The sequence below is a fragment of the Bradyrhizobium sp. OK095 genome, assembly GCF_900109945.1.
Lineage (GTDB): Bacteria > Pseudomonadota > Alphaproteobacteria > Rhizobiales > Xanthobacteraceae > Bradyrhizobium.
This window is the reverse complement of record NZ_FOBX01000008.1, coordinates 47256-73542: the sequence shown is the minus strand read 5'-3', so window position 1 is coordinate 73542 and position 26287 is coordinate 47256. Positions and strand designations below refer to the sequence as shown.

Below are 26287 nucleotides of genomic sequence, written 5' to 3'. Positions count from 1 at the left end.
TCAGTCCCCTGTTTGCGATGGTGCGATGGTCGGCGAAGCGGCGGCGGCATCGGCCGCGGACGGCGGCGGCAGCACGTGGCCGGGATTGAACAGGCCCAACGGATCGAACGCCTGCTTGACTGCGCGCATCAGCGCGAGCTCGACCGGCTGCTTGTAGCGGGACATCTGCTCCATCAGCGTCCGGCCAACGCCGTGCTCAGCGCTGAAGGTGCCACGCAGCGAAGCCGCGACATCGTTGACGGCATGGCGGATGCGTTCCCCGACCGCCTCGCGATCGTCCAGGGCCTCCCATTCCGCGAAGCTGAAGAAGGGAATGAGATGGACGTTGCCGTCACCCATATGGCCGACGATGACGAACGGCAGATCCGGAATGATGGCGTGGACCGCGCTCATGGCCTGCGCGATGAAGGCGGGCACCGCCGACACCGGGACCGCGCTGTCCGAGGTGAGGCCGACACCGGCCTTCTTGTTGGCTTCCGATACGCTGTGACGCACCAGCCACATCGCCTTGCGCTGCGCTTCGCTCGCGGCGACCACGCCATCGCTGATGAGCCCCGCCTCGAGCGCACGCTCGAGCACCGTCTGCATCGTCGCCGCGAGCGCGCTTGCATCGCCGGTATCCGACAGCTCGACCAGGACGTGCCAGCTGTCGATCTCCGCGACCGGACAGCGCCGGCCCGGCACCTGCTCGAGCACGAGCGCGATCTGCTTCGCGTTCATCAGCTCGAAAGCCGAGAGCCGCGAACTGCAGGTCGCCTGGAACAGGCCGAGCACATCGAGGGCTGCTTGCGGACTGTCGACTGCAAGCCATGCGACAGCCTCCGCTGTCGGCAGCGGATGCAGCTTCAGCACCGCGCCGGTGATGATGCCGAGGGTGCCTTCGGAACCGATGAAGAGATGTTTGAGATCGTAGCCGGTGTTGTTCTTGCGCAGCGCGTAGAGGCCGTCCCAGATCGCGCCGTCCGGCAGCACGACCTCGAGGCCGAGCACGTTGTCGCGCGTATTGCCGTAGCGCAGCACGCCGGTGCCGCCGGCATTGGTGGCGATGTTGCCGCCGATCTGGCACGAGCCCTCGGCACCGAGACTGACCGGATAGAGCCGGCCCGCCGCCACGGCCGTCTCCTGAATCGTCGCAAGCACGCAGCCGGAATCGACCACCATGGTGTTGTTGACGGGATCGAGCGAGCGGATTTTCCGCATGCGCGTCAGCGCGACGATCACCGGCGGCCTGCCCTGCCCTGTCGGCGTCGCGCCGCCGCACAGGCTGGTGTTGCCGCCCTGCGGCAGCACGGGCGTACCGTCCGCGATGCAGAGCCGGACGATGGCCGCGACCTGCTCGGTGCTGGAGGGGAGAACCGCGCAGAGCGCCGGGGCCTGATAGCGGCCGCGCCAATCCTCGGTGAGGCCCGCGAGGTCCTCCTCGCGCGTCAGCACGGCCGTGTCGCCCAGCAATCGCTTGAACGCCTCGATCAATGCCATCAGCAGCCTCCGGGACGGGCCGACGTTGGCCCAAACGGCTTTTGCGAAAATAATCGAAATACGATTACTTCAATCGCATTATGCTGATAATGAATTCGGTATGACAGGGAGTCAAGCGGCGGTGTCCGCCTGCGTCGCGGGGACGCGCCTCCGTCGTCATTGCGAGCGCAGCGGAGTACACAAAGAAAAAAGGCCGGGATCGCTCCCGGCCTTTCGTTCGTGATGATGCGCTCTGCGCGCCGCTTACTTGGCTTCCGCGCGCTTGGGCGGGGTGGCCGGCCACGACTTGATCAGCGTGTCGTAGTCGATCGTCTCGCCCTTCGGCTTCTCGTTGGCGAGCTTGCGCTGCGGAGCAATCGTGCCGTCCTTCTGGGCCTTGGCGAACCAGAACTCGGCCGACTCCTTCTTGTGCAGCTTCGGACCGCAGGCGCCCTGCACGCCGGACTTCTCCAGACGCTCCATCACGGAGTCCTGGGCAGCGGCCAGCGCGTCCATCGCGGCTTGCGGCGTCTTCGAACCGGACGACGCATCGCCGATGTTCTGCCACCACAGCTGCGCGAGCTTCGGATAGTCGGGCACGTTGTTGCCGGTCGGGGTCCACTGCACGCGCGCGGGCGAGCGGTAGAACTCGATCAGGCCGCCGAGCTTCGGCGCACGCTCCGTGAACGACTTGTCCCAGATGTCGGATTCACGAATGAACGTGAGACCGACATGGCTCTTCTTCAGCGACACCGTCTTGGAGACGATGAACTGGAGATACAGCCACGCTGCCTTGCGGCGATCCGCCGGGGTCGACTTCAGAAGCGTGAGCGAGCCCGCGTCCTGATAGCCGAGCTTCATGCCTTCCTTCCAGTACGAACCGTGCGGCGACGGAGCCATACGCCACTTCGGCGTACCGTCCGCGTTCATCACGGCGATGCCCGGCTTCACCATGTCGGCGGTGAAGGCGGTGTACCAGAACATCTGCTGGGCGATGTTGCCCTGCGCCGGCACCGGACCCGACTCGGAGAAGGTCATGCCCTGAGCCTGCGGCGGAGCGTACTTCTTCATCCACTCCAGGTACTTCGTGATCGAGTAGACCGCGGCGGGACCGTTGGTGTCACCACCACGCTCCACGCTTGAGCCGACCGGACGGCAGCCTTCCATGCGGATGCCCCACTCGTCGACCGGCAGACCGTTCGGAATGCCCTTGTCACCGTTGCCGGCCATCGACAGCCAGGCGTCGGTGAAACGCCATCCGAGCGAGGGGTCCTTCTTGCCATAGTCCATATGGCCGTAGACCTTGACGCCGTTGATCTCCTTGATGTCGTTGGTGAAGAACTCGGCGATGTCTTCATAGGCCGACCAGTTCACGGGAACGCCGAGCTCGTAGCCATACTTGGCCTTGAACTTGGCCTTGTAGTCGGGGTTGGTGAACCAGTCGTAGCGGAACCAGTAGAGGTTGGCGAACTGCTGGTCGGGAAGCTGGTAGAGCTTGCCATCCGGCGCGGTACCGAACGACTTGCCGATGAAGTCGTTGACGTCGAGCTTGGGATCGGTGACGTCCTTGCCCTCGCCGGTCATGTAGTCCGACAGCGCGATCGTGCTGCCGTAACGGAAGTGCGTGCCGATCAGGTCGGAATCGTTGATCCAGCCGTCATACACGTTCTTGCCGGACTGCATCTGGGTCTGCAGCTTCTCGACGACGTCACCTTCCTGGATGATGTCGTGCTTGAGCTTGATGCCGGTCAGCTCGGTGAACGCCTTGGCCAGCGTCTGCGACTCGTATTCGTGGGTCGCGATGGTCTCGGAGACGACGTTGATCTCCATGCCCTTGAAGGGCTCGGCGGCCTTGGCGAACCACTCCAGCTCCTTCTTCTGCTCGTCCTTCGACAGCGTCGAGGGCTGGAATTCCGCGATCCACTTCTGGATCGCTGCGTCGTCGGCGGCGCGAACCGGTGCCGAGACGGCGAACGACACTGCAATGATTGCAGCGGCGCTGGACATGGTCAGAAAGCTGTTCTTGAAGTTATTCTTGGTCAATGGACGTTCCCTTCTCCTAAACTGTCGCATGTTGTTCCTCCGTTGCAGCGACAAACTTTTATACAGACCCGGATTGCCCCCGGATCTGGCCGTTCCTTCGCGAGCTTCAGACCGTGCGAAAAACGAGCGCGGCCATGACAAGCGAAACCCCTGAAGCGAGCCACAGGCTCGAAATCTCAATACCTTCCTCGCCGATCGGCAGCGTGGCGATCGCGTCGGTGCCGACGAGGCCGATCCACACGAGATGGATGACGGCGGCCGCGATCAGCGAGATGAACAGGCGGTCGCCGCGCGTGGTCGGGATACGCAGCACCCCGACGCGCTCGGCTTCGGGATAGCCCGCGGCAAGGTACGTCATGACGGCGAGGGTGCAGGCGAGCGCCACGAAGAAGATCGCGGTCGGCAACGTCCAGGCCATCCATGCGATGGATTCCATTGGCTCTACTCCTTGCGCATGATCTGGTCCGAAAACCGGTTTCCACTTTTCGGGATCATGCGCGCTCCTCACACCCGGCCGAGCGCGAAACCGCGCGCGATGTAGTTGCGAACGAACCAGATCACCAGCGCGCCCGGAATGATGGTGAGCACGCCGGCGGCTGCCAGGAGCCCCCAGTCCATGCCCGCCGCCGACACCGTGCGCGTCATGATCGCGGCGATGGGCTTGGTCTGCACCGAGGTCAGCGTGCGCGCGAGCAGCAGCTCGACCCAGGAGAACATGAAGCAGAAGAAGGCGGCGACGCCGATGCCGCTCGCGATCAACGGCACCAGGATCCTGATGAAGAAGCGCGGGAAGGAATAACCGTCGAGGAAGGCGGTCTCGTCGATCTCACGCGGCACGCCGGACACAAAGCCTTCGAGGATCCACACCGCCAGCGGCACGTTGAAGATGCAATGCGCGAGCGCGACCGCCCACGGCGTATCGAACAGCCCGATCGCCGAATAGAGGTTGAAGAACGGCAGCGCGTAGACCGCGGCCGGCGCCATCCGGTTCGACAGCAGCCAGAAGAACAGATGCTTGTCGCCGAGGAAGCGGTAGCGCGAAAACGCGTAGGCTGCGGGCAACGCCACCGAAATCGAGATGATGGTGTTGAGGAGGACGTATTCCAGCGAGTTGATGTAGCCGGAGTACCAGCTCTCGTCGGTGAAGATGCGCTTGTAGTGCTGCAGCGTCGGCGTATGCGGCCACAGCGTCATCGTCGAGACGATCTCGGCGTTGGTCTTGAAGCTCATATTGACGAGCCAGTAGATCGGCAACAGCAGGAAGATCAGGAACAGCGCCATGATGAGGCGGCGGCCGGGGATCGAGTGCATCACACGGCTCCTTCCTGCGGCTTCCGCTCGCTGCCGGCATTGGTCATGACGGTGTAGAAGATCCAGCAGACGATCAGGATGATCAGATTATAGACCAGCGAGAGTGCTGCGGCCTTGCCGAGATCGAACTGGCCGAGCGCGATCTTGACGAGCTCGATCGATACGAAGGTCGTCGAGTTGCCGGGTCCGCCGCCGGTGACGACGAACGGCTCGGTGTAGATCATGAAACTGTCCATGAAGCGCAGCAGCACGGCGATCAAGAGGACGCGATTCATCTTCGGCAACTGGATCGCCTTGAACACGGCCCAGCGCGAGGCGCCGTCGATCTGGGCGGCCTGGTAATAGGCCTCCGGGATCGACTTCAGTCCGGCATAACACAACAGCGCGACGAGGCTGGTCCAATGCCAGACGTCCATCACGATAACCGTGATCCAGGCATCGACGGCGTTCGAGACGTAATTGTAGTCGAGGCCCATCGCATTGAGCGTATAGCCGAGCAGGCCGATGTCGGGCCGGCCAAAAATCTGCCAGATCGTCCCGACCACGTTCCACGGAATCAGCAGCGGCAGCGCGAGGGTGACGAGGCAGGCCGCGACCGTCCAGCCGTCGCGCGGCATCGACAGCGCCACGACGATGCCGAGCGGCACCTCGATCGCGAGGATCACCAGCGAGAAAAACAGATTGCGGCCGAGGGAGGCGAGGAAGCGGCCGCCGAGATCGGTCGAGGGATCGAGCAATTCCTTGAACCAGCCGACACCGTTCCAGAAGAACTGGTTGTTGCCGAACGTGTCCTGCATCGAATAGTTCACCACCGTCATCAGCGGCAGCACCGCGGAGAAGGCGACGACCAGGAACACCGGCAGCACCAGGAACCAGGCTTTTTGGTTGATCGTCTTGTCCATCAGGCAGCTCCCTCGACCAGAAGACTGTCGGCATAGACGTGGATGTGCGCCGGATCGAATTTCAGCCCGGCATTGCCGTCGGAGCTGGTGAAGCCGTTCGGCGCGCGGGCAGCGAGTTTTGCGTCGCCGATGCGCACGCGCGCGAAGCGAATGCGGCCGAGGTCGTCGATACGCTCGATTTTTGACGTGAGCAGGCCGGGCGCAGGCGCGACAGCGTCGACGAATTCGGGCCGCACGCCGATCTCGATCTTGGCGCCTGCGGGCAGATTGTCGTAAGCGCGGTTGAGCGCGATGACGTGTCCGTCGACCTTGGCCTCGCGTCCCCTCACCTCGGCCGGAATGATGTTCATACCGGGCGAGCCGATGAAATAGCCGACGAACGTATGCGCCGGCTTGTCGAACAGCTCGGCCGGCGTGCCGCTCTGCACCACGCGGCCATCATGCATGACGACGACGGTGTCCGCGAAGGTCAGCGCCTCGGTCTGGTCATGGGTGACGTAGATCATCGTGAGATCGAGCTCGCGATGCAGCGCCTTGAGCTTGGAGCGGAGCTGCCATTTCAGCTCGGGATCGATCACGGTCAGCGGCTCGTCGAACAGCACGGCGGCGACGTCGGAGCGGACCAGACCGCGGCCGAGCGATATCTTCTGCTTGGCATCCGCCGTGAGCCGCGTCGCCTTGCGATTGAGATAAGGTTCGAGATCGAGCAGGCGGCCGATCTCGGCGACGCGCTTGTCGATCTCGGCCTTCGGCACGCCGCGATTTTTCAGCGGAAACGCCAGATTTTGCCCCACCGTCATGGTGTCGTAGATCACCGGAAACTGGAACACCTGGGCGATGTTGCGCTTCTGGGTTGACAGCGGTGTGATGTCCTGGCCGTCGAACAGGATTTTGCCGCTCGACGGCGTGATGATGCCGGAGATGACGTTGAGCAGCGTGGTCTTGCCGCAGCCGGACGGGCCGAGCAGCGCATAGGCGCCGCCCTGCCGCCAGGTCATGGTCACCGGCTTCAGCGCGAAAGTGTCCTGCGGCGCATCATTGCCGCCGTAGGAATGGGCGAGATCGACGAGGTCAATGCGGGCCATATCGCATCTCCCTCAAGAGCTCGGTGCCGCGACGAGGCGATCGGCCGCATCGAACACAAAGACATCGTTGGGATCGAGCACGGCATCCAGCATCTGGCCGGGCTCAAACTCATGCACGCCGTGCAGCACCGCCACCCAGTTCGATCCGTCGCGGGTCAGATGCACGAAACTCTCCGAACCGGTGATCTCGGTCACCGTGACAGTGGCGTGGAAGGCGTGGCGATCGGCCTCGCCATTGGCGAGCGCAAGCTGATGCGCGCGAAAGCCGACGCGATAGGCGCCGTCGGCCAGCGACGAATAGAGACCGGAGGCCGGCGCGGCAATGCCGCCGGCATATTGCACGGAGCCGTTGTTCTTCTCGATGCCGACGAGATTGAGCGGCGGATCGGAGAACACCTGCGCAACCCGCAGCGTCTGCGGACGACGGTAGACATTGGCGGTCTCGCCGATCTGGAGCGCCTGCCCCTGCCACATGCACACCGTGTTGCCGCCGAGCAGCAGCGCCTCGGTCGGCTCGGTGGTGGCATAGACGAAGATCGCGCCGGAGGCCTCGAAGATGCGCGGAAGTTCGGCGCGCAGCTCCTCACGCAGCTTGTAGTCGAGATTGGCGAGCGGCTCGTCGAGCAGCACGAGATCGGCGCCCTTCACCAGCGCGCGCGCGATCGCGGTGCGCTGCTGCTGGCCGCCGGAGAGCTGGAGCGGCGTGCGCTTCAGGAACGGCTCGAGCCTGAGCAATCTTGCCGCCTCCGCCACACGCGCCTCGATTTCCGCGCGCGGCTTGCCCTGCACGCGCAAGGGCGAGGCGATGTTCTCATAAACCGTGAGCGAGGGGTAATTGATGAACTGCTGATAGACCATCGCGACCGAACGCTTGCGCACGTCAGCGCCGGTGACGTCCTTGCCGTTGACCAGCACCTTGCCTGAGGTCGGCTTGTCGAGCCCGGCGAGCAGCCGCATGATCGAGGTCTTGCCCGACAGCGTCGGCCCGAGCAGCACGTTGAGCGTGCCGCTCTCGAGCGTCAGCGAGACATCGCGGATGTGCTCGATACCGTCGACGGTCCGGGTCACGTGATCGAGTGTCACGCTCATGAGCGTCCTCCCGCTTCCAGCAGGGGACTTTGCGGCACGGCGTGGGTCCTGATCCAGTCGTCAAGCGCGGCGATCTCGTCGGCAGATAGTCGCAGGCCGAGTTTTGAGCGGCGCCAGACAATGTCCTCGGCGGTGACGGCCCATTCATTGACCATGAGGTAGCGGACCTCGCGTTCAGTCAGTGTCGCGCCGAAGGACTGGCCGAGATCGGCAGCCGATTTCGCATCGCCGAGCAGCTTGATGGCGCGGGTGCCGTAGGCGCGTGCGAGACGACGCGCATGCTCGTGGCTGAGGAAGGTATAGCCGCGCTGAAGCTCGGCGATCAGCCCGTCGATATCGGATACGTTCATGTCGCCGCCCGGCAGCGGCCATTTCCCGGTCCAGCCCTCGCGCGCCTTCGCGCTGCGGAGATAGGGCGAAAGCCGCTCCAGCGCCTCTTCGGCGAGGCGGCGGTAAGTCGTGATCTTGCCGCCGTAGATCGAGAGCAGCGGCGCGCCGCCGGGCGTGTCGAGCTCGAACACGTAGTCGCGGGTCGCGGCCTTGGCTTCGCTGGCGCCGTCGTCATAAAGCGGGCGTACGCCGGAATAAGTCCAGACCACGTCGTCGGACGTCACGGGCTTTGCCAGATATTCGCTCGCGGCGGCGCAGAGATACTGGATCTCCTCAGGTGTCGCCTTCACCTTGGACGGATCGCCGTCATAGTCACGGTCTGTGGTGCCGATCAACGTAAAGTCGTCCTGGTACGGGATCACGAAGATGATGCGGCCGTCGGCGTTCTGGAACATGTAGGCGCGGTCGTGGTCGTAGAGCTTTTTCACGACGATGTGCGAGCCCTGCACCAGGCGTACTTTTGCTTTCGCGTTGACGCCGGCACCGCGGCCGAGCACGTCCTCGACCCAGGGGCCGCCGGCATTGACCAGCGCCTTCGCCTGGACCTGCGAGCGCGCGCCGGTCAGCGTGTCGACCATGCTCACGGTCCAGATGCCGTTGGACTGCTTGATATCCGTCGCGCGGGTGCGGGTGCGAATCTCGGCGCCCTTGTCGGCGGCATCGCGCGCGTTGAGCACAACGAGGCGGGCATCATCGACGAAGCAGTCGGAATACTCGAAGGCGCGACTGTAGCGATTCGGGATCAGCGGTTTGCCGACCACGTCGCGCCTGAGATCGACCGAGCGGGTTGCCGGCAGCAGATGACGGCCGCCGATATGGTCATAGAGAAAGAGACCGAGGCGCAGCAGCCAGGCCGGGCGCAGACCGGCGTGGTGCGGCAAAACGAAACGTAAGGGGCGGATGATGTGGGGGGCGATGCCCCAGAGAATCTCGCGCTCGATCAGCGCCTCGCGGACCAGCCGAAACTCGTAATATTCGAGATAGCGCAGGCCGCCATGCACCAGCTTGGTCGACCAGGACGACGTCCCGGAGGCCAGATCGTTCATTTCGCACAGGAAAACGCTGTTGCCGCGGCCCACCGCATCACGCGCGATGCCGCAGCCGTTAACACCGCCTCCAATGATGGCGAGATCGAAAATACGCTCCAACAGACGCATCCCCCGGCGACCACTCGTTTCGTCGAATGGTTACTTTCGTTTTTGATTAGATCACACCGAAAAACGAAAGCAAGACGAAAGAGAGGCGGAAGGAAGTGAAACAGGAACTTTCCGAAGGGCAATCCGGCGCCAAAATGGGCACTTCCGACGATGATCCGAGACGCAACAGCGCTCTTGAATAGCCATCGTGAGCCAATATAGTCGTAATAGTCACATTGGTTCTTCAACATGACAGACCAAACTGCCGCTCCCGATTCGCCACCGACTGACACACCGAAAAACACTTGGACGCTTGCCAACGCCAAGGCACGCCTGTCCGAGGTGATCGACCGCGCCCAAACCGGCCCCCAGATCATCACCCGTCACGGCAGGCCCAATGCCGTGATCGTTTCCGCCGAAGAGTGGGCGCGAAAGTCCGCACGTAAAGGCACGCTGGCCGAATTCCTGCTGGCTTCGCCGCTACGCGGTGCCGACCTCGAACTCGAACGCGTGCAGGACGAACCGCGCGACGGGCTGCCGTGAACCTGCTGCTCGACACCAACGTGCTATCGGAGTTTCAGCGGCCGGCGCCCTCCCCGAAAGTCTTGGCGTGGCTCGATACGGTCGATGAGGATCGCGCATTCATCAGCGTTGCCTCGATCGCCGAGCTGCGCCGCGGCATCGCCTTGCTGGATGACGGACGTCGGCGCGTAGCGCTGGCCGCCTGGCTCGCCCACGATCTGCCGGAACGCTTTGCCGAACGCATCCTGTCGATCGACCATGCGGTGGCGGAGCGTTGGGGCGACCTGATGGCGCAGAGCCGCCGCAGTGGAATTGCGTTGTCCGTGATGGACGGATTCTTTGCAGCGACCGCACTCGCAAACGACCTCACACTCGTTACGCGCAATGTGAAGGATTTTGCTGCTTTCGGCGTCCCGCTGCTCAACCCGTGGGACGGCGAATAAGACGCTGGCCGACACGAAGATCAGGGCAGTAACCCTGCCGCCCGGTAAGCCTCGATCGCCTCGTCGTAGACCGCAATGTCGCCTCGCCCGCGCGCCACGAGCTGTGCGCCACCGACGGCCGCGAAGACCGCGAGCGCCCGCTGCTCAATCGCTTCAGTTGCCGCCTTCTTTCCACGCGATAGCAATTTGACCAGCCACCGGATGTTGACGTCGGTGAACCTGTCGACCTCGGCCCTCACCTCGGCCGGCAAATCATCGTGCTCGGCGGCCATGATCCCGCACAGGCACATCCTGTTGTCGTTCGACAGCGCGGAACGGAAGACGTCCGTATACATCCTCATGCAGGCTCCGGCGTCCTGCGAGGCCTTTAGAAATCCGTCCAGGATATCGATCGCCTCGTCGGCATAGCGCCGCGCAAGCGCGGCGCCGAGGTCGCCCTTGGTCGGGAAATGATAGTGGACGCTGGCGCTCTTGACACCGACCTCCTTGGCCAATTCGCGAAAGCTCAGGCCGTTGTAGCCGCGCGCCTGCACCATCGCGCGGGCCGCATCCATGATCACCTGCTTGGTATCGGCCGTCATCACCGCCTCCGTCTATCTACCGATAGATAGCTCTTGACTCCGCTATTGCAAAGGGCCTATCTGAGCAACTTACCTATCTATCGATAGATAAAGGTGCGTTCCCATGAAAATCTACGACCGGCCCGGATTCCCCAATCCATCACGCATTCGAATCGTCCTTTCCGAAAAAGGGCTCGACGACCAGGTCGAGTTCGTCGGCGTCGATCTGATCGGGGCAGAGCACAAGCAGGCGCCGTTTCTCGCGATCAACCCGTCGGGAAAAATCCCGGTGCTCGAACTCGACGACGGCACCTTGATTTCGGAGTCGACGGCGATCACCGAATATCTGGATCATCTCGATGGCCATCCGGTCCTCACCGGCAGGACTCCGCGCGAGAAGGCGGTGATCCACATGATGCAGAATCGCGCCGAGGCCGAGCTGATGGGCGCGGTCGACGGCTACTTCCACTACGCCACGCCGGGTCTCGGGCCTGCGATGCAGCCCTATGTGGCTCCGGAGTGGGCCGGCAGGAAGGAATGGGGTGAGCGGCAGCGCGAAAGGGCCGTCCGCGGCATGACGTATTTCGACGGCGTCCTGAAGACCCAACCGTTCGTTGCCGGCGATGCATTCTCGATGGCCGATATCACGGTGTTTGCGAGCCTGGACTTCGCTGGCGCGGCGGGGATACCGATCCCCGATGCGTGCAAATCCCTCATGGCCTGGCGGGAAAAAATATCAAATCTACCGAGCGTCAAGAACCGGACAGGTCGCGATTTCCTGCCGGAGGACCTCAAACGGTTCGGCCTGTGAGCAACGGCGTGATGTCCGCTCCGGATCGGTCGCAGCCATTCACGCGTATCAACGCAGCCGAACCACCGGTGCCGCTTCAGGCGCAGCATCCTGTGTCTCGGCCTGCGTATCGTCGATTTCCCCGGCCCCCTTCGGTAACGCTGCCATCACCTCGATGCCCTTGCTGTGGCAGATGGTGGCGAGACGCTCGGGCAGCTCCTGGTCGGTGACGAAGGTCTGGATCTGGCTGATATGGGCGATGCGCACCGGCGCGCTGCGGCGGAGTTTTGTAGAATCGGCAACCAGCATGACGCTGCGGGCGTTGGCGATGATGGCTTGCGCCACCTGCACCTCGCGATAGTCGAAGTCGAGCAGCGCGCCCTCCCCGTCGATCGCGGATGCGCCGATGATGGCGTAGTCGACCTTGAACTGGCCGATCAACTGCGTCGCGGTCGAGCCGACCACAGCACCGTCGGCGCGCCGCACCGTGCCGCCGGCGACCACCACCTCGATGCGGGGATGGCGGTAGAGCAGCATCGCGACGTTGAGATTGTTGGTGATGACCAGGAGATCCTCGTGCGAGGTCAGCGCGCTCGCGACTTCCTCGGTCGTGGTGCCGATGTTGATGAAGAGCGAGCATCCGTTCGGGATCAGCGAGGCGGCGGCAGCGCCAATCGCCTTCTTCTCGTCGGCGGCGACGAACCGCCTCGCCTCATAGGCGAGGTTTTCGACGCCGGAGGCGATGATCGCGCCGCCATGGATGCGGGTCAGCGAGCGGCGCTCGCAGAGATCGTTGAGATCCTTGCGGATGGTCTGCGCCGAGACCTCGAACTTGCGCGCCAGCTCCTCGACCATGACGCGGCCGGAGGCGCGCGCGATGTTGAGGATTTCGGCTTGGCGATGGGTCAATCCGGTCACGGCAATGGCCTCAAATCAGAACGATGCATGGTGCGGCGGTTCGCGCCGTTGGTCAATGCGCGCACTCATCACGGTTAACGGACAAGGCCTCTCACCATGCCATCGCCGCCGCGAGACGCACGAGCAGGTCCGGATCATCGAAAGCGCTGGCGGAGGAGATTGCGCCAGCGGCAACAAGGTCAGCATGGCTGAGGCTGGTCCGGATGCCGATGGTCGGAATGCCGGCCGCCGTTGCCGATTGCACGCCGGTGCGGGAATCCTCGAACGCGATGGAGGCCGCCGCACTGCCGCTGACGAAGCGCAGTCCTTCCTGATAGGGCAGCGGATGCGGCTTGCCGTGCGGCAGCTCGTCGCCGATCACGATCGCCCGAAAGCGGTGGGTGATGCCGAGGCCGGAGAGCAGCAGTTCGGCGTTGAGGCGCGGGGCATTGGTCACGGCGACCATGGGAATGCCGGCAGCATCCGCTCGGTCGAGCAATGCCATCAGGCCCGGCAGCGGCTCGATCTGCCCGGCGACGAGCTCGCGGAAGACTTCCTCCTTCTCGCCGAGGATCACGGCGCGCCGTTCCACCGTTTCGTCGGGCAGAAAGCGTTCACCAATCGCTACATTGGCGAAACCTTGCAGCTCCCTGGAGAAGCGCGCGTGATCGAACACATGGCCGCGCGGCCCCAGCACCTGGTTGAAGGCCTTGAGGTGCAGCGGGTCGGTGTTGGCGAGCGTGCCGTCGATGTCGAACAGCAGCGCCTTGCCAAGTGCTTCGATCATTTCCGTACTTTCCCGAATGCGGTACGCATCAATGCGGAAGACGTATCAATACAGCGTCAATCGCGCAATGACGCGCGTGCATGGCCATCACACGGCACTCGACAAAGTCGCGCGCGGCTGCAACACTCCGTGCAAGATCAAAAAGGAGGAAACGATGACGATCAACCGACGCGATCTGGCTCTCTCGACCCTGGCTGTCTCGGCGCTTGCGCTCACCACACCGGTGCTGGCCGCCTCGGCGGACGAGGAAGCCGTGGCGAAGAAGGTCGAAGCCTTCCGCCTCGCCCAGATCGCGGCCGAGCCGAAGGCGCTCGGCGCGCTGTGCTGGGACGATCTCAGCTATAGCCATTCCAACGGCAAGGTCGAGGACAAGGCGACCTTCGTCACCAACGCCACCGACGGAAAATCCAAATTCCTGTCGATCGCGTATCAGGACCCGACCATCAAGGTCGTCGGCCCCGCCGCGATCGTGCGCTTCCACTGGGTCGCGGAACAGGAGATGGCGGCCGATGGGAAGAAAGTGCCGACCAACCTTCACATCCTGATGAACTGGCAGAAGCAGGGCGACGACTGGAAGCTGCTGTCGCGGGCCGCGACGAAGTTGTGATGATGTTTCTTACCCTCTCCCCCTGTGGGAGAGGGTGGATCGCCGCGTAGCGGCGAGACGGGTGAGGGGTCTATCTCCGCGAGCGAACCTCTCACGAATCTCTCGCAGCTGAATTCGCTGAAACAACCCTCATCCGGCGCTTCGCGCCACCTTCTCCCACAAGGGGAGAAGGAAGAGCGACTACGCCGCTTCCTTCACATCGCCGTTAACCAGCTTGCGTGCGGCGCGCTCGGCTTCGCGCGCGTTGCGGAAGATCTGGCCTTCGAGGCGATTGAATTGATGGGACGAGGCGAAGAAGCAGTAGCCTCCATCGCCACGAACGACGATACCCGCAGTTTCTGAATTGACTTCGATGATGTAGCTGTCCGGCATGGCCCGTAGATTCCTCAATGCGGGCAAATAACCGGATCCCTGCCCAAAGGTTCCTCGGGCAAATCAGCCGGTCTCCGCCCCGAATCGACACGTAACTGAGTACGCCGAGACCTCATCCGTTTTATGACTGGTTGTTGGCGAAGCCGCGACGCGTTGACTCACGAGCGCCGCGTTTCGTCCGCCGCAAATTTTCGTGAGATGGGACGCAACGCCGCGCGCGGTTACGTCGCGATCGGCGGATCGTCGCGACGGATCGCTTGCGGACGGCCTTGATCGTCGATCGAGACGTAGGTGAAATTGCCGTCGGTCACCAGGATCGGCTGCAGCTCCCGGCGCCGCAGCGCCCAGGCTTCGAGATGCACCGTGAGCGACGTGCGCCCGGTCCGCACAAGGTTGGCGTAGACCGAGACAAGATCGCCGACATAGACCGCTTTGCGAAAATTCATCGCCTCGATCGCGACCGTTACCGTGCGCGACTTCGCGACCTTGGATGCAAACACGCCGCCGCCGACGTCCATCTGGCTGAGCAGCCAGCCGCCAAAAATGTCGCCATTGGCGTTGGTGTCGGCGGGCATCGCCAGCGTGCGGATGCAGAGATCGCCGCGCGGCCCAGCATCGGAGCTGGTAGGGGGGTGGACGTGCGTATCGGTCATATGGTTGATCTCCGCGGCTCTCGCCTCTGAATACAAAGCCGCGTCGCCTTGCGCAACATCGGCACGAGACAAGCTCGCACTATCCAACCGACCGCGGCGGCCCGACGAAGACGCCGGTATCGTTGAGTTTGCGTTGCCAGTCCGTATCGTCGGCCCGCGGCGCGCGCCCGGTCGTTACCGTCACCAGCCATTCCAGCCTGCTCCAAAGCCGGAGACCGTCGCACGGATAATTGGCCCATCCATTGATGACGCAATAACGGATGGTGTGTTCGCGGTGGTGACGCCAATGATGCTCGGGTGAGCAGACCAGATGCAGCCGTTGCGCGATGCGCAGGAGCGGCGGGCGGACCGGCCAGTGCGCGAGATTGTGAAAGCTCATGCCAAACAGCATGCAGGTCGCGATCACGAGCCAGACGATCATCAGCGCATAGGTGAGCGCGGAAACCGGAAACAACGCCGTAACGGCGGCCGCACTCCCGACCACCACGGCGCTCGGTGCCGCACCGAGGGCCGCCTGGTCGAGGAATTCGTAGAGCAGGACGTGGCTGGGATGAGTGTGATGCTCGCGGGTCATCGCGATACCGCGGCCGAGCATCCTCTCGTCGAGCCAGGTGTCGACCACCCAATGCACCAGCCCCGAAAAAAGATCGGCAAGGAAATACCCGACCAGGAGTGCCGCGGTCAGCCATGGCCAGCGCAATCCCATCGCGTGGTAACACCCGACGAGATAGACCGCGCAGCACAGCATCACGACAGCATCGGCCCCGCAGCACAGCCGCGTGATGATGATCTCGCGCTGGGTCGCATGCTTGAAGAACGGGATCGTCGGCATCGGCGATACTCCTCACGGGCTGCACCACCCATGATAGCATCCTATGCCGACACTCCCCTATTTCAAATTGTCCCAGCCCGCATCCGGCGCGAACCGCCCGCCGAATCGATCGGCGAGTTCGCGCAGGGTGGACACGATATTTTCCACGCCGCGCGTACGCGCATAGTTCAGCGGCCCGCCGCGGAACGGCGCATAACCCGTGCCGAAGATCATGGCGCCATCGACCGTATCAGGGTCATCGACGATGCCTTCGCGTAGCGCCGCGACGCAGACATTGGACATCGGCAGCACCAGGCGGTCGATCATCTGGTCGGTGACGCGCGGGCCAGTCTCGGGCAATGGAGCCTTCTCGGCCTTGCCGTCCTTCCAGGTGTAAAAGCCCTTGCCGGTCTTGCGGCCGAGCTCGCCCTTGGCGACTTTTTCGCGCAACCACGCGGGCGTGGGCGGCAGCATGTCGCCGAATTTGGTGCGCAGCATGTCGCCAACGTCGAGGCAGATATCGAGCCCGACCTGATCGGCCAGCTCGATCGGCCCCATCGGCATGCCGAACTGTTCGGCCGCAGCATCGATCAGACGCTGGTCGGTCTTCTCGTCCAGCATCACCATCGCCTCCAGCATATAGGGCGTCAGCGCGCGATTGACGAGGAAGCCGGGCGAGCTCTTCACCGGCAGCGGCAACCGGTCGATCGCGCCGACGAAGGCGAGCGCCTCTTTCAACACCTGCGCATCATTGCCGTCATGGCTGACGATTTCAACCAGTTGCAGCCGCGACACCGGGTTGAAGAAATGCAGGCCGACAAGCCGCTCCGGCCGGGCCAGCGTGGTGCGCAGATCCTGGAGCGGAATGCTCGACGTGTTGGTCGCAAGGATCGCGCCAGGCTTCATCCTTGGCTCGAGGCCGGCATAGACCTTCTGCTTCAGCGCGAGCTTTTCCGGCACCGCCTCGATGATGAGATCGGCGTTGCGGACGCCCTCGCCGTCCATGTCGGGGATGAGGCGATCGAGCGCGTCGCGCGCATCTGTCGGCTTGCGGATGATCTTGCCGTAGAGCTTGGCGGCGCGCTTCACGGCGCCCGCGATCGGTTCGGCCTTCATGTCGGCGAGCGATATGCGCAGTCCCTGCCCCGCGCACCAGGCCGCGATGTCGCCGCCCATCGCGCCGGCGCCGATGACATGGACATGCTTGATGGTGTTGCCGGGGCCTGCGGCCTTCTTCATCTGCTCGCGCAGGAAGAAAACGCGAATCAGGTTTTGCGCGGTCGGCGTCACCATCAGCTTGGCAAAGGACACCTGCTCGGCCTTCAGCATCCCGGCCTTGCTGCCGCCATGCGTCTGCCAGAGATCGATCAGCGCATGAGGCGCGGGATAATGTTCGCGGGGAGCAACCTTCGCCGCCGCCGAGCGCATCCGTTTTGCGAGCAGCCCGCGCACGGGCGAGAGGTTGGCCGCGCGCGTCAGAAGGCCCGGCCGCGCCCGCTTCAGGCGACCGAACAGCGCATCCTTCACCGCGTTGCGGACGTGGCGCTCCTGCGTCACGGTATCGACGAGGCCGATCGATTTTGCGCGGCGCGCATCGATGGTGCGGCCGGTCAGCATCAGCGCCATCGACTGGGTCGGATTGACCAGTGCTGTGAAGCGCGCGGTGCCGCCGAGGCCGGGATGCAGTCCCAGCATCACCTCCGGGAAGCCGAAGCGCGAGCCGTCGATGGCGATGCGCGACTGGCAGGCGAGCGCAACCTCCAGGCCGCCGCCGAGGCAGAAGCCATGGATGACCGCGACCGTCGGCAGTTTTAACGCCTCCAGATGATCGACCACGGCATGCGCGGCGCGGATGCGCGTTTCCACCATCTCGGGATCGGATGCGCCGCGGAATTCATTGACGTCGGCGCCGGCAATGAAGCCGGACGGTTTTGCCGAGCGGATCACGAGGCCCGCCGGGCGCTCGGTTTCGATCGCCGCGAGCACGGCGTCGAACTCCTCCATCACGTCGGATGAGAGCGTGTTGGCGCTTGTCTCGGCGCGGTCGAACAGCAGCCAGGCAACGCCGTCGGCATCGCGCGTCAGCTTGAAGTTCTTGTACGGATTGTCCGCCGTGTGCTGGGGCCCAAGCTCCAGCACGCGGTCGCCGAGCGCGGTCATGATCTTCGAATCCATGGTCACACCGCCTCGATCAGCATGGCGCCGCCAAGTCCGCCGCCGATGCACTCGGTGGCCACGCCACGCCGTGTGCCGAGCCGCTTCATCGCGTTGACGAGATGCAGCACGATGCGATTGCCGGAGGTGCCGACGGGATGGCCGAGCGAGATCGCGCCGCCATCAACGTTGAGTTTTTCACGGTCGATCTCGCCGGCGGCGCCGTCGAGCCCAAGAATCTCGCGACAGAATCTGTCGTCGTTCCAGGCGGCGAGGCAGCCGAGCACTTGCGTGGCGAAGGCTTCGTTCAATTCCCAGGTCTCGACGTCCTTGATGGTGAGGTCGTTGCGCTGGAGCATCGGCGTCGCCGACATCACGGGACCGAGCCCCATGATGCTGGGATCGAGCGCGGCCCAATGGCTGTCGACGATCGCCGCCTTCGGCGTGAGCTTATGCTTTGCCACCGCCGCGTCGGAGGCGAGGATCACCCAGGAGGCGCCGTCGGTGATCTGCGAGGAATTTCCGGCGGTGACCTGGCCCCAGGGACGTTCGAACACCGGCCGGAGTTTTGCGAGTGTCTCGGCCGTCGAATCCGGTCGTACGCCATCGTCGTGGTCGAAGAATTTTCCGTCGCGGGAGAACGCGGTCTCGACCTCGCCCTTGAGAAACCCTTCAGTCTGCGCGTGCGCGAGCCGGCGATGGCTTTCGGCGGCATAGGCATCCGACTGTGCGCGCGTAATGCCGAAGAGATGGCCGACGACCTCGGCGGTCTGGCCCATGTTGAGGTCGGTGATGGGATCGGTCAGTCCGCGCTCGAGGCCGATGATCGGCTTGAGATAACGCGGCCGCAGCTTGAACGCGGCGGCCATCTTCGCAGCCACGCCCTTGGCGGTGGCAAGGCCGGCGAACCAGCGCACGCCGGAATTCGGCCAGACCAGCGGCGCGTGGCTGAGCGCCTCGGTGCCGCCGGCCAAGATCATGTCGGCATGGCCTTCGCGGATGTAGCGGTAGGCGGTGTCGATCGACTGCATGCCGGAGCCGCAATTGATCTGCACCGTGAAGGCGACCATGTCCTCGCCCATGCCGAGCCTGAGCGCGGCGACGCGCGCCGGGTTCATCTCGTCCGCAATGACGTTGACGCAACCGAGGATGACCTGGTCGAAGTCAGTTGGCGAAAACGGCTGGCGCGCCAGCAGCGGCCGGCCGCATTGCACGGCGAGATCGACCGGCGTGAACGGCCCCGGCCCGGAGCGCGCTTTCAGAAACGGCGTCCGACTGCCGTCGACGATGAAAACCGGTCGTGCCATCAGCTCGCCGCCCTCTGTTCTCCGAGTTCCTGGAAGAACTGATGCACGTCGCCGGTTTTCTTGTAAATCGGCGACAGCGCCTCCGGTGCAAAATCGTCGACCTCGATTACTTTTGTGACGGCTTCGTGAGCCACCGCAAGCTGCTCGCCCTCGGCCTGCGTGATCACGCCCTTGGCAACGGCGTCCTTCCAGTCTCTCAAATGTGCAGCACGCATGCGCTTGGCGATCGCATCCGACCCCGTCACCAGCTTGAACGCACGCTCCAGCCGGGCAAAACCGCTGTCGTCATCGACATAAGCGAGATCCGGCGTAAGGCGCTCGCGCGCCGCTGACGGCTCCAGCACAAGGCTCGCGCATTGGTGCACGACGCGGTCGGAGGGGCCGAGCACGCGCGCACCAAAAGGTTGGACCACGAGCTTAAGGATCACAGCGACAAAACGGTTGGGCAGATTGGCGAGAATTTCGGCGAGCCGGTTCTCGATGGTCTTGAAGCCCGTCGCCATGCACCATTCCAGCGCAGCAAAATCCTCCTTCTGCCGCCCTTCGTCCTGCCAGCGTTTCAGCGCGGCCGAGAGCAGATACAGCTCGGAGAGAATGTCGCCGAAGCGCGCCGACAGCATCTCCTTGCGCTTGAGCGCGCCGCCGAGCGTGAGCAGCGCCATGTCGGCGCAGAGCGCAAATGCCGCGGAGTAGCGCGAGAGCTGGCGATAGAATGGCGTGGCGTCGCCCGCATCGGGCGCAAGCGCAAACGCACCAAAAGTCCAGCTCCGGCCGAAGGCGCGGAGCAAATTATTGAAGCTGTGGCCGACATGTTTCCAGAACGCCTTGTCGAACGCGGTGAGCCCGCGCTCGCGATCGGTGTCCGCCAGCGCATTCATCTCATCGAGCAGATAGGGATGCGCGCGGATCGCGCCCTGCCCGAACACGATGAGATTGCGCGTCAGGATGTTGGCGCCCTCGACCGTGATGCCGACGGGCACGGCGCGATGCAGATTGCCGAGATAGTTTTGCGGACCGTCGATCACCGCTTTGCCGCCATGGATGTCCATGGCGTCGTCCACCGCGATGCGCATCCGCTCGGTTGCGTGCAGCTTCATGATGCCGGAAATCACGGCGGGATGAACCCCCGCATTGAGCGCTGCGCAGGTGAGCCTGCGCGCCGCGTCGAGCTGATAGGCGGTGGCGACGATGCGCGCGAGCGGCTCCTCGACGCCCTCGAATTTGGAGATGGAGATGCCGAATTGCTCGCGGATGCGGGCATAGGCGCCGGTGGTGCGCGCGGCATAGGCGGCACCGGCAGCAGACAGCGACGGCAGCGAGATGCCGCGGCCGGCGGCGAGCGCCGTCATCAGCATCTTCCAGCCCTGCCCGAGCCGCCCCTCACCGCCGATGACGTAGTCGAGCGGGATGAAGACATCGCGGCCCCAGTTCGGGCCGTTCTGGAACACCTGCATCGACGGCAGATGGCGCTGGCCGATCTCGACGCCGGGCAAATTGGTCGGGATCAGCGCCACACTGATGCCGAGCTCTTCCTGCTGGCCCACGAGATGATCGGGGTCATAGGCCTTGAAGGCGAGGCCCAGCAGGGTCGCGACGGGGCCGAGCGTGATGTAGCGCTTGTGCCAGTTGAGCCTGAGGCCGACGACCTCACGGCCTTCGAAGGTGCCCTTGCAGATGATGCCGGTGTCGATCATCGAGGCGGCGTCGGAGCCGGCTTCGGGGCTGGTGAGACCGAAGCAGGGAATGTCGCGGCCATCGGCAAGGCGCGGCAGCCAGCGCTCTTGCTGCTCTTTCGTCCCGAAGCGCATTAGCAACTCCCCGGGGCCGAGGGAGTTCGGCACCATCACGGTGACGGCGGCCGCGATCGAGCGGGTCGAGATCTTCCGCACGACTTCCGAATGCGCATAGGGCGAGAAGCCGAGGCCGCCAAAGTCCTTCGGAATGATCATCCCGAAGAATTTTTCGCGCTTGATGAAGGCCCAGACGTCCTGCGGCAAGTCGCGCAATTCCCAAAAGATCTTCCACTCGTCGAGCATGGCGCAGAGCGCGTCGACGGGGCCGTTCAGGAAAGCCTGCTCCTCGTCGGTCAGCTTTGCCTGCGGCACCTTCAGCAGCTTCGACCAATCAGGATTGCCGGTGAAGAGATCGGCGTCCCACCAGACATCACCGGCCTCCAGCGCCTCGCGCTCGGTGTCGGACATCGCCGGCAGCACGCCGCGCGCCCAGGAGAAGATCGGCTTTGTGATGTTGTCGCGGCGGAAGCTCATGGTGGACCTCATGCATCGGCGCAGTGACAGGGCATTTTAGCGGAAACTTGCCGGCGGAAGTGAACACTTCGCGAGCTAAAAGCAGCGAATTGACGCGGCCGGGCGGCCGCCCCCGGGGACCATAACGGCCGGGGCGTGGAGGCAGTTCCGGGGAGGATGGGTCGCAGACGGGCCCGGCCTAATCCGGCCGGACCATCTCGAACATGTTTTCCGGCTTGATCTCAAAGTAGTCGCCGCGGCGGCCGGCGCGGACGATGGGGCGGGCGGCCGCCGTCTGGTAGACGCCGTCCTTGATCATGGCCTTGTCGATGTGGACGGCGACGACCTCGCCGAGCGTCAGCCAGGCATCGGCTTCCTTGCCGTCTGCGCCCTTGAGGCGGACGATGTCGGACACCTTGCACTCGAAGGCGACAGGGCTCTCGGCCACGCGCGGCACGTTGACGAGCTTGCCGGGCACGGCGGTGAGGCCCGCGATCTCGAATTCGTCGACCTCGGGGCCGACATGCGCGGCAGTGGCGTTCATGTGCTTGGCCAGATCCATCGTGGTCAGATTCCAGACGAATTCGCCGGTCTGCTTGATGTTCTCGACCGAGTCCTTCCAGTTGGTGGAGGAGAAGCCGATGATCGGTGGCACGTAGCAGAAGGCGTTGAAGAAGCTGTAGGGCGCGAGATTGACGTGGCCCTTGGTGTCGCGGGAGGAGATCCAGCCGATCGGCCGCGGCGCGATGATGGCGTTGAAGGGATCGTGCTTGAGGCCGTGGCCCTTGGAGGGCTCATAGAAGTAAAGGTCTTTGTCGGTCACGCGCTGCTTCTCCGCTATCCGCCATTCCGGGCAATGCGAAGCAGCTTATAGGGGGAAACGCCCCCGCCCGTCAGTGGCGCGGGGACAGACCCGCGATGACGAAATCGATCATCTGGTCGATGGTCGGGCCCGGCTTGGTCGCGCACTGGGCGATCATCTGGGGGTGGAAGAAACGCATCATCGCGGTGCAGACGCACATCGAGGCCAGTTGCAGGTCCGGCGCCTCGAACTCGCCGGAGGCCGTGCCTTGCGCGATCATCTGGCCGATCGCCGTGGTGATCAGCTCCATATGTGCGACGCAGACCTCCCAGTCCTCCTGCATCGCGATCTCGACCATCTCATGCAGCTTGTTGTCGCCGACATAGCGCTCGGTATTCATGCGATGGATGGTGGTCAGCAGCTCGCGGAAGCGCGGCAGCACCGGACCGGGCCTTGCCACGATCCGCTGCGCCTCGAGCTCGACCTCGCCCATCAGGCCCCGCGCCACCGACTGATGAATCGCCTTCTTCGATTCGAAGAAGCGATACACGTTGGCGGGGCTCATCCTGAGCTCCTTAGCGATGTCGCCGACCGTGGTCTTCTGGTAGCCGATCACGCGGAACAGCCGCTCGGCCACCTCGAGGATACGATCCCGGGTGTCGACTTCGATATGTTCCGAAATAAGGGCCATCAGTCAGGACTCGTTCGTCGGCAGTCTTCTCATTTATTCAGCCGCTTCAGCAAGCGGAATTGCGTGCTGGTCATCGCTCCCATGCTGCGGCGCGGTAGGTTGCTCGGAAGAACCAGCTTCGTCCAGGCTCTTCCTGAACCACAGGGCATAGAGGCCCGGCAGGTACAACAGCGTCAGGAACGTCGCCACAAACAGTCCTCCCATGATCGTGATTGCCATCGGGCCCCAGAAGGCCGAGCGCGACAGCGGGATCATGGCGAGGATCGCGGCGAGCGCGGTCAGCACCACAGGGCGGGCACGGCGGACGGTCGCCTCCACGATCGCCTCGCGGCGGGTAAGGCCGTGCGAGACGTCGGTCTCGATCTGGTCGACCAGAATGACCGCGTTGCGCATGATCATGCCGGCGAGCGCGATCAGGCCGAGCAGCGCCACGAAGCCGAACGGGGCGTTGGCGATGTTGAGGCCGAAGGAGGCGCCGACGATGCCGAGCGGCGCGGTCAGGAACACCAGGATCAGGCGTGAGAAGCTCTGCAGCTGGAACATCAGCAGCGTCAGCATCACCATGACCATCAGCGGGAAGAGGATGAAGATCGAGGCGTTGCCCTTGGCGGATTCCTCGAACGCCCCGCCCGGCTCGATCCGGTAGGCCGGCTCGAGGTTGTCCTGAATCTGCTTCAGCTTCGGGGCGATCTGGCCGGTGACGTCGGGCGCCTGCACGCCGTCGACGACGTCGGAGCGCACGGTGATCGCCATGTCGCGGTTACGCCGCCACATGATCGGCTCCTCGTGGGCATATTCGATCTTTGCGACCTGCTGGAGCGGCACGGCGACGCCGTTGCGCGAGGTGATGGTGAGATCGCCGACGCCGCCGAGGTCGAGACGTTCGGACGGGACCGCACGCGCAACCACGCCGACCTTCTCGATGCCGTCACGGATGGTCGTGACCGGTGTGCCCGAGATCAGCAGCGCGAGTGCCTGCGAGACGTCCTGCGGGGTCAGGCCCATAGCGCGGGCACGATCCTGGTCGACGACGAGCTTGAGGAACGGCGACTGCTCGTTCCAGTCGAGCTGGACGTCCTTGACGCTCTTGTTCTGCCGCATGACGTCGCGGACTTGATAGGCGATCTCGCGCACCTTGTTGGCATCGGGGCCGATCACGCGGAACTGGACCGGGAAGCCGACCGGCGGGCCGAAATTGAAGCGGTCGACGCGCACGCGCGCCTCGGACAGGAAGCCCTCGGCAGCCGCACTCTCGATCTTGGCCTTGATCCGCTCGCGCGCCTCGACACCCTTGGCGACGATGACGATCTCGGCAAAGGCCTCGTTCGGCAACTGCGGATTAAGGCCGAGCCAGAAGCGCGGCGAGCCCTGGCCGACATAGGCCGTGTAGGTCTCGATGTCCTTGTCGTCCTTCAGCAGCGTCTCGGCCGTCTTCACCGCCTTCTCAGTGACGTTGAAGGCGGTGCCCTCAGGCAGGCGCAGCTGGAGGAACAGCTCGGGCCGCTCCGACAGCGGGAAGAACTGCTGCTGGACATGACCGAAGCCGACGATCGAAGCAATGAAGATGCCGACGGTCGCGACCACCACGGTGATGCGGTGATTGACGCACCATTGCACGATGGCGCGCAGGCCGCGGTACATCCGGGTCTCGTAGACCGCGTGCGGATCGTGGTTGTGGTGCACCTTGATGTTGGGCAGCAGCATGACGCCGATATAGGGCGTGAAGATCACTGCCACGAACCAGGAGGCGACCAGCGCGATCGCCACGATCCAGAAGATGCTGCCGGCATATTCGCCGACCGCGGAATTGGCAAAGCCGATGGGGAGGAAGCCAGCGGCCGTGACCAGCGTTCCCGTGAGCATCGGAAACGCAGTGGATTCCCAGGCAAAGGACGCCGCACGATAGCGATCCCAGCCCTGCTCCATCTTCACCACCATCATCTCGACCGCGATGATGGCGTCGTCGACGAGCAGGCCTAGCGCGATGATCAGCGCGCCGAGTGTGATGCGGTGCAGATCGAGCGACAGCACATTCATGACGATGAAGACGATGCCGAGCACTAGCGGCACCGACAGCGCGACCACGATGCCAGTACGCCAGCCGAGCGCCAGGAATGAGACGAACAGCACGATGACGAGCGCTTCCATGAAGGAGTGCACGAACTCGCTGATAGCGTGCTCGACCACCTTGGGTTGGTCGGCGATGAGCTTGACGTCGACGCCCTGCGGCACCGCCTTCATGAATTCGGCCGTCGCCTTCTCGACCTCTTTGCCGAGATCGAGGATGTTGGCGCCCTTGGCGGTGACGACGCCGATGCCGATCGCGGCCTTGCCTTCCTGGCGGACGACGAAGCTCGGCGGATCGACATAGCCATGGGTGACGGTCGCGATGTCGCCGAGGCGGAACACGCGGCCATTGCTTTCGACCGGGGTCTCGGCCACGGCGTTGGCGCCGTCGAGCGCGCCGGTGACGCGCAGCGGCACGCGCTGCGACGAGGTCTCGACCGTGCCGGCCGGCGTCACATTGTTCTGCTTGGCGAGCGAATCGAACAGCGCCTGCGGGGTGATGCCGAGCGTGGCGAGCTTGGCATGGCTGAACTCAACGAAGATGCGCTCGTCCTGATTGCCGTAGACGTCGACCTTGGTCACGCCCGGCACCTTCAGGAGGCGCTGACGGAAACCTTCCGATATCTTCTTGAGCTGGGCGTAATCGGCGCCGTCGCCGGTCATCATGTAAAGGATGGAATCGACGTCGGAGAACTCGTCATTGACGACGGGCCCGATAATGCCCGAGGGCAGCTGGCCCTGCACGTCGGCGAGCTTCTTGCGCAGTAGATAGAAAAGGTACGGCACGTCCTTCGGCGGCGTGGAATCGCGGAATGTCACCTGGAGCGCGGTGAAGCCGGGCTTCGAATAGGTCTGCACCTTCTCGAAGTAAGGCAGCTCCTGAATCTTCTTCTCGATGGGATCGGCGACCTGCGCCTGCATCTCCTGCGCGGTCGCGCCCGGCCACAGCACGGAGACATTGACCACCTTCACGGTGAAGAACGGATCTTCGGCGCGACCGAGCTTCTCATAGGAAAAGAAGCCGGCGACGCCGAGTATGATCATCAGGAACAGGACCAGCGTCGGATGGCTGACGGCCCAGGCCGAAAGGTTGAAGCGCTTCATCGCTCTCTCCGAAAGATGGTCCAGTTGCAAAAAACGACAGCCACTCTGTTCAAACCGTCG

23 protein-coding genes and 1 pseudogene are annotated in these 26287 nt (G+C 63.9%); 4 read left to right on the top strand and 20 right to left on the bottom strand.

The window, feature by feature from the left end; translation table 11 throughout:
• The 8 genes from BMW89_RS21460 to glpD all read right to left on the bottom strand — a co-directional run bounded on the left by BMW89_RS21460 (window position 1) and on the right by glpD (window position 9435).
• A complete protein-coding gene (locus BMW89_RS21460; protein WP_092029006.1) occupies window positions 1–1479 on the bottom strand; it encodes an FAD-binding oxidoreductase in 1479 nt (492 codons plus the stop codon).
• Window positions 1480–1722: 243 nt separating this feature from the next.
• A complete protein-coding gene (locus tag BMW89_RS21455; RefSeq protein ID WP_177196254.1) occupies window positions 1723–3465 on the bottom strand; it encodes an ABC transporter substrate-binding protein in 1743 nt (580 codons plus the stop codon).
• Between the two features lie 142 nt (window positions 3466–3607).
• On the bottom strand, window positions 3608–3937 hold the full coding sequence (locus BMW89_RS21450) for a DUF2160 domain-containing protein (protein WP_092029004.1): 330 nt from the start codon (window positions 3935–3937) through the stop codon (window positions 3608–3610).
• A gap of 68 nt (window positions 3938–4005) precedes the next feature.
• Window positions 4006–4812 (bottom strand): carbohydrate ABC transporter permease, encoded by an 807-nt coding sequence (locus BMW89_RS21445; protein ID WP_092029317.1) that lies wholly within the window; start codon window positions 4810–4812, stop codon window positions 4006–4008.
• Window positions 4812–5714 (bottom strand): carbohydrate ABC transporter permease, encoded by a 903-nt coding sequence (locus BMW89_RS21440; RefSeq protein WP_092029003.1) that lies wholly within the window; start codon window positions 5712–5714, stop codon window positions 4812–4814. The genes BMW89_RS21445 and BMW89_RS21440 overlap by 1 nt, the downstream gene beginning before the upstream one ends.
• Window positions 5714–6799, bottom strand: coding sequence for an ABC transporter ATP-binding protein (locus BMW89_RS21435; protein ID WP_092029002.1), 1086 nt, complete (start codon window positions 6797–6799; stop codon window positions 5714–5716). The genes BMW89_RS21440 and BMW89_RS21435 overlap by 1 nt, the downstream gene beginning before the upstream one ends.
• Before the next feature lie 12 nt (window positions 6800–6811).
• Window positions 6812–7888: an ABC transporter ATP-binding protein gene (locus tag BMW89_RS21430; RefSeq protein WP_092029001.1), complete on the bottom strand. Its 1077-nt coding sequence runs from the start codon at window positions 7886–7888 to the stop codon at window positions 6812–6814.
• On the bottom strand, window positions 7885–9435 hold the full coding sequence (gene glpD / locus BMW89_RS21425; protein ID WP_092029000.1) for a glycerol-3-phosphate dehydrogenase: 1551 nt from the start codon (window positions 9433–9435) through the stop codon (window positions 7885–7887). Before glpD ends, BMW89_RS21430 begins: the two co-directional genes overlap by 4 nt.
• Window positions 9436–9663: 228 nt before the next feature.
• Between glpD and BMW89_RS21420 the strand changes: the two genes are divergently transcribed.
• Together BMW89_RS21420 and BMW89_RS21415 are read left to right on the top strand one after the other, a co-directional pair.
• Window positions 9664–9957, top strand: a complete 294-nt coding sequence (locus BMW89_RS21420; protein WP_092028999.1) for a type II toxin-antitoxin system Phd/YefM family antitoxin — start codon at window positions 9664–9666, stop codon at window positions 9955–9957.
• Window positions 9954–10379, top strand: a complete 426-nt coding sequence (locus tag BMW89_RS21415; protein WP_092028998.1) for a type II toxin-antitoxin system VapC family toxin — start codon at window positions 9954–9956, stop codon at window positions 10377–10379. The genes BMW89_RS21420 and BMW89_RS21415 overlap by 4 nt, the downstream gene beginning before the upstream one ends.
• A 20-nt stretch (window positions 10380–10399) precedes the next feature.
• Here the strand turns inward: BMW89_RS21415 and BMW89_RS21410 are convergent, their stop codons facing one another.
• Entirely contained in the window at window positions 10400–10960 is a 561-nt protein-coding gene (locus BMW89_RS21410) for a TetR/AcrR family transcriptional regulator (RefSeq protein WP_092028997.1), read from the bottom strand.
• A gap of 103 nt (window positions 10961–11063) precedes the next feature.
• Here BMW89_RS21410 and BMW89_RS21405 point away from each other — a divergent pair, with 103 nt between their 5' ends.
• Window positions 11064–11750: a glutathione S-transferase family protein gene (locus tag BMW89_RS21405; protein ID WP_092028996.1), complete on the top strand. Its 687-nt coding sequence runs from the start codon at window positions 11064–11066 to the stop codon at window positions 11748–11750.
• A 48-nt stretch (window positions 11751–11798) separates the two neighbouring features.
• Here BMW89_RS21405 and BMW89_RS21400 read toward each other — a convergent pair whose 3' ends face one another.
• Complete coding sequence (locus BMW89_RS21400) at window positions 11799–12647, bottom strand: DeoR/GlpR family DNA-binding transcription regulator (RefSeq protein ID WP_092028995.1); 849 nt, start codon at window positions 12645–12647, stop codon at window positions 11799–11801.
• Between the two features lie 91 nt (window positions 12648–12738).
• Window positions 12739–13413 (bottom strand): HAD family hydrolase, encoded by a 675-nt coding sequence (locus tag BMW89_RS21395; RefSeq protein ID WP_092028994.1) that lies wholly within the window; start codon window positions 13411–13413, stop codon window positions 12739–12741.
• Window positions 13414–13567: 154 nt separating this feature from the next.
• Here BMW89_RS21395 and BMW89_RS21390 point away from each other — a divergent pair, with 154 nt between their 5' ends.
• Window positions 13568–14020: a nuclear transport factor 2 family protein gene (locus tag BMW89_RS21390; RefSeq protein WP_092029316.1), complete on the top strand. Its 453-nt coding sequence runs from the start codon at window positions 13568–13570 to the stop codon at window positions 14018–14020.
• A gap of 180 nt (window positions 14021–14200) precedes the next feature.
• Here the strand turns inward: BMW89_RS21390 and BMW89_RS21385 are convergent, their stop codons facing one another.
• The 9 genes and pseudogenes from BMW89_RS21385 to BMW89_RS21345 all read right to left on the bottom strand — a co-directional run bounded on the left by BMW89_RS21385 (window position 14201) and on the right by BMW89_RS21345 (window position 26227).
• Window positions 14201–14392, bottom strand: a complete 192-nt coding sequence (locus BMW89_RS21385; RefSeq protein ID WP_092028993.1) for a hypothetical protein — start codon at window positions 14390–14392, stop codon at window positions 14201–14203.
• A 221-nt stretch (window positions 14393–14613) separates the two neighbouring features.
• The gene (locus BMW89_RS21380) at window positions 14614–15045 is read right to left on the bottom strand and encodes an acyl-CoA thioesterase (protein ID WP_092028992.1); all 432 of its coding nucleotides are present in this window, start codon (window positions 15043–15045) and stop codon (window positions 14614–14616) included.
• A 208-nt stretch (window positions 15046–15253) separates the two neighbouring features.
• Window positions 15254–15751, bottom strand: a pseudogene (locus BMW89_RS21375) (fatty acid desaturase CarF family protein); the annotation flags it as partial.
• 183 nt (window positions 15752–15934) lie between these two features.
• Window positions 15935–18031: a 3-hydroxyacyl-CoA dehydrogenase NAD-binding domain-containing protein gene (locus BMW89_RS21370; RefSeq protein WP_177196227.1), complete on the bottom strand. Its 2097-nt coding sequence runs from the start codon at window positions 18029–18031 to the stop codon at window positions 15935–15937.
• 2 nt (window positions 18032–18033) lie between these two features.
• Entirely contained in the window at window positions 18034–19317 is a 1284-nt protein-coding gene (locus BMW89_RS21365; RefSeq protein WP_092028989.1) for an acetyl-CoA C-acetyltransferase, read from the bottom strand.
• Window positions 19317–21584, bottom strand: coding sequence for an acyl-CoA dehydrogenase (locus BMW89_RS21360; protein ID WP_177196226.1), 2268 nt, complete (start codon window positions 21582–21584; stop codon window positions 19317–19319). The genes BMW89_RS21365 and BMW89_RS21360 overlap by 1 nt, the downstream gene beginning before the upstream one ends.
• Before the next feature lie 178 nt (window positions 21585–21762).
• A complete protein-coding gene (locus tag BMW89_RS21355) occupies window positions 21763–22386 on the bottom strand; it encodes a flavin reductase family protein (RefSeq protein ID WP_092028987.1) in 624 nt (207 codons plus the stop codon).
• 70 nt (window positions 22387–22456) lie between these two features.
• Window positions 22457–23056, bottom strand: coding sequence for a TetR/AcrR family transcriptional regulator (locus BMW89_RS21350; protein ID WP_092028986.1), 600 nt, complete (start codon window positions 23054–23056; stop codon window positions 22457–22459).
• Window positions 23057–23089: 33 nt separating this feature from the next.
• Window positions 23090–26227, bottom strand: coding sequence for an efflux RND transporter permease subunit (locus BMW89_RS21345; protein WP_092028985.1), 3138 nt, complete (start codon window positions 26225–26227; stop codon window positions 23090–23092).
• Between the last annotated feature and the right edge of the window lie 60 nt (window positions 26228–26287).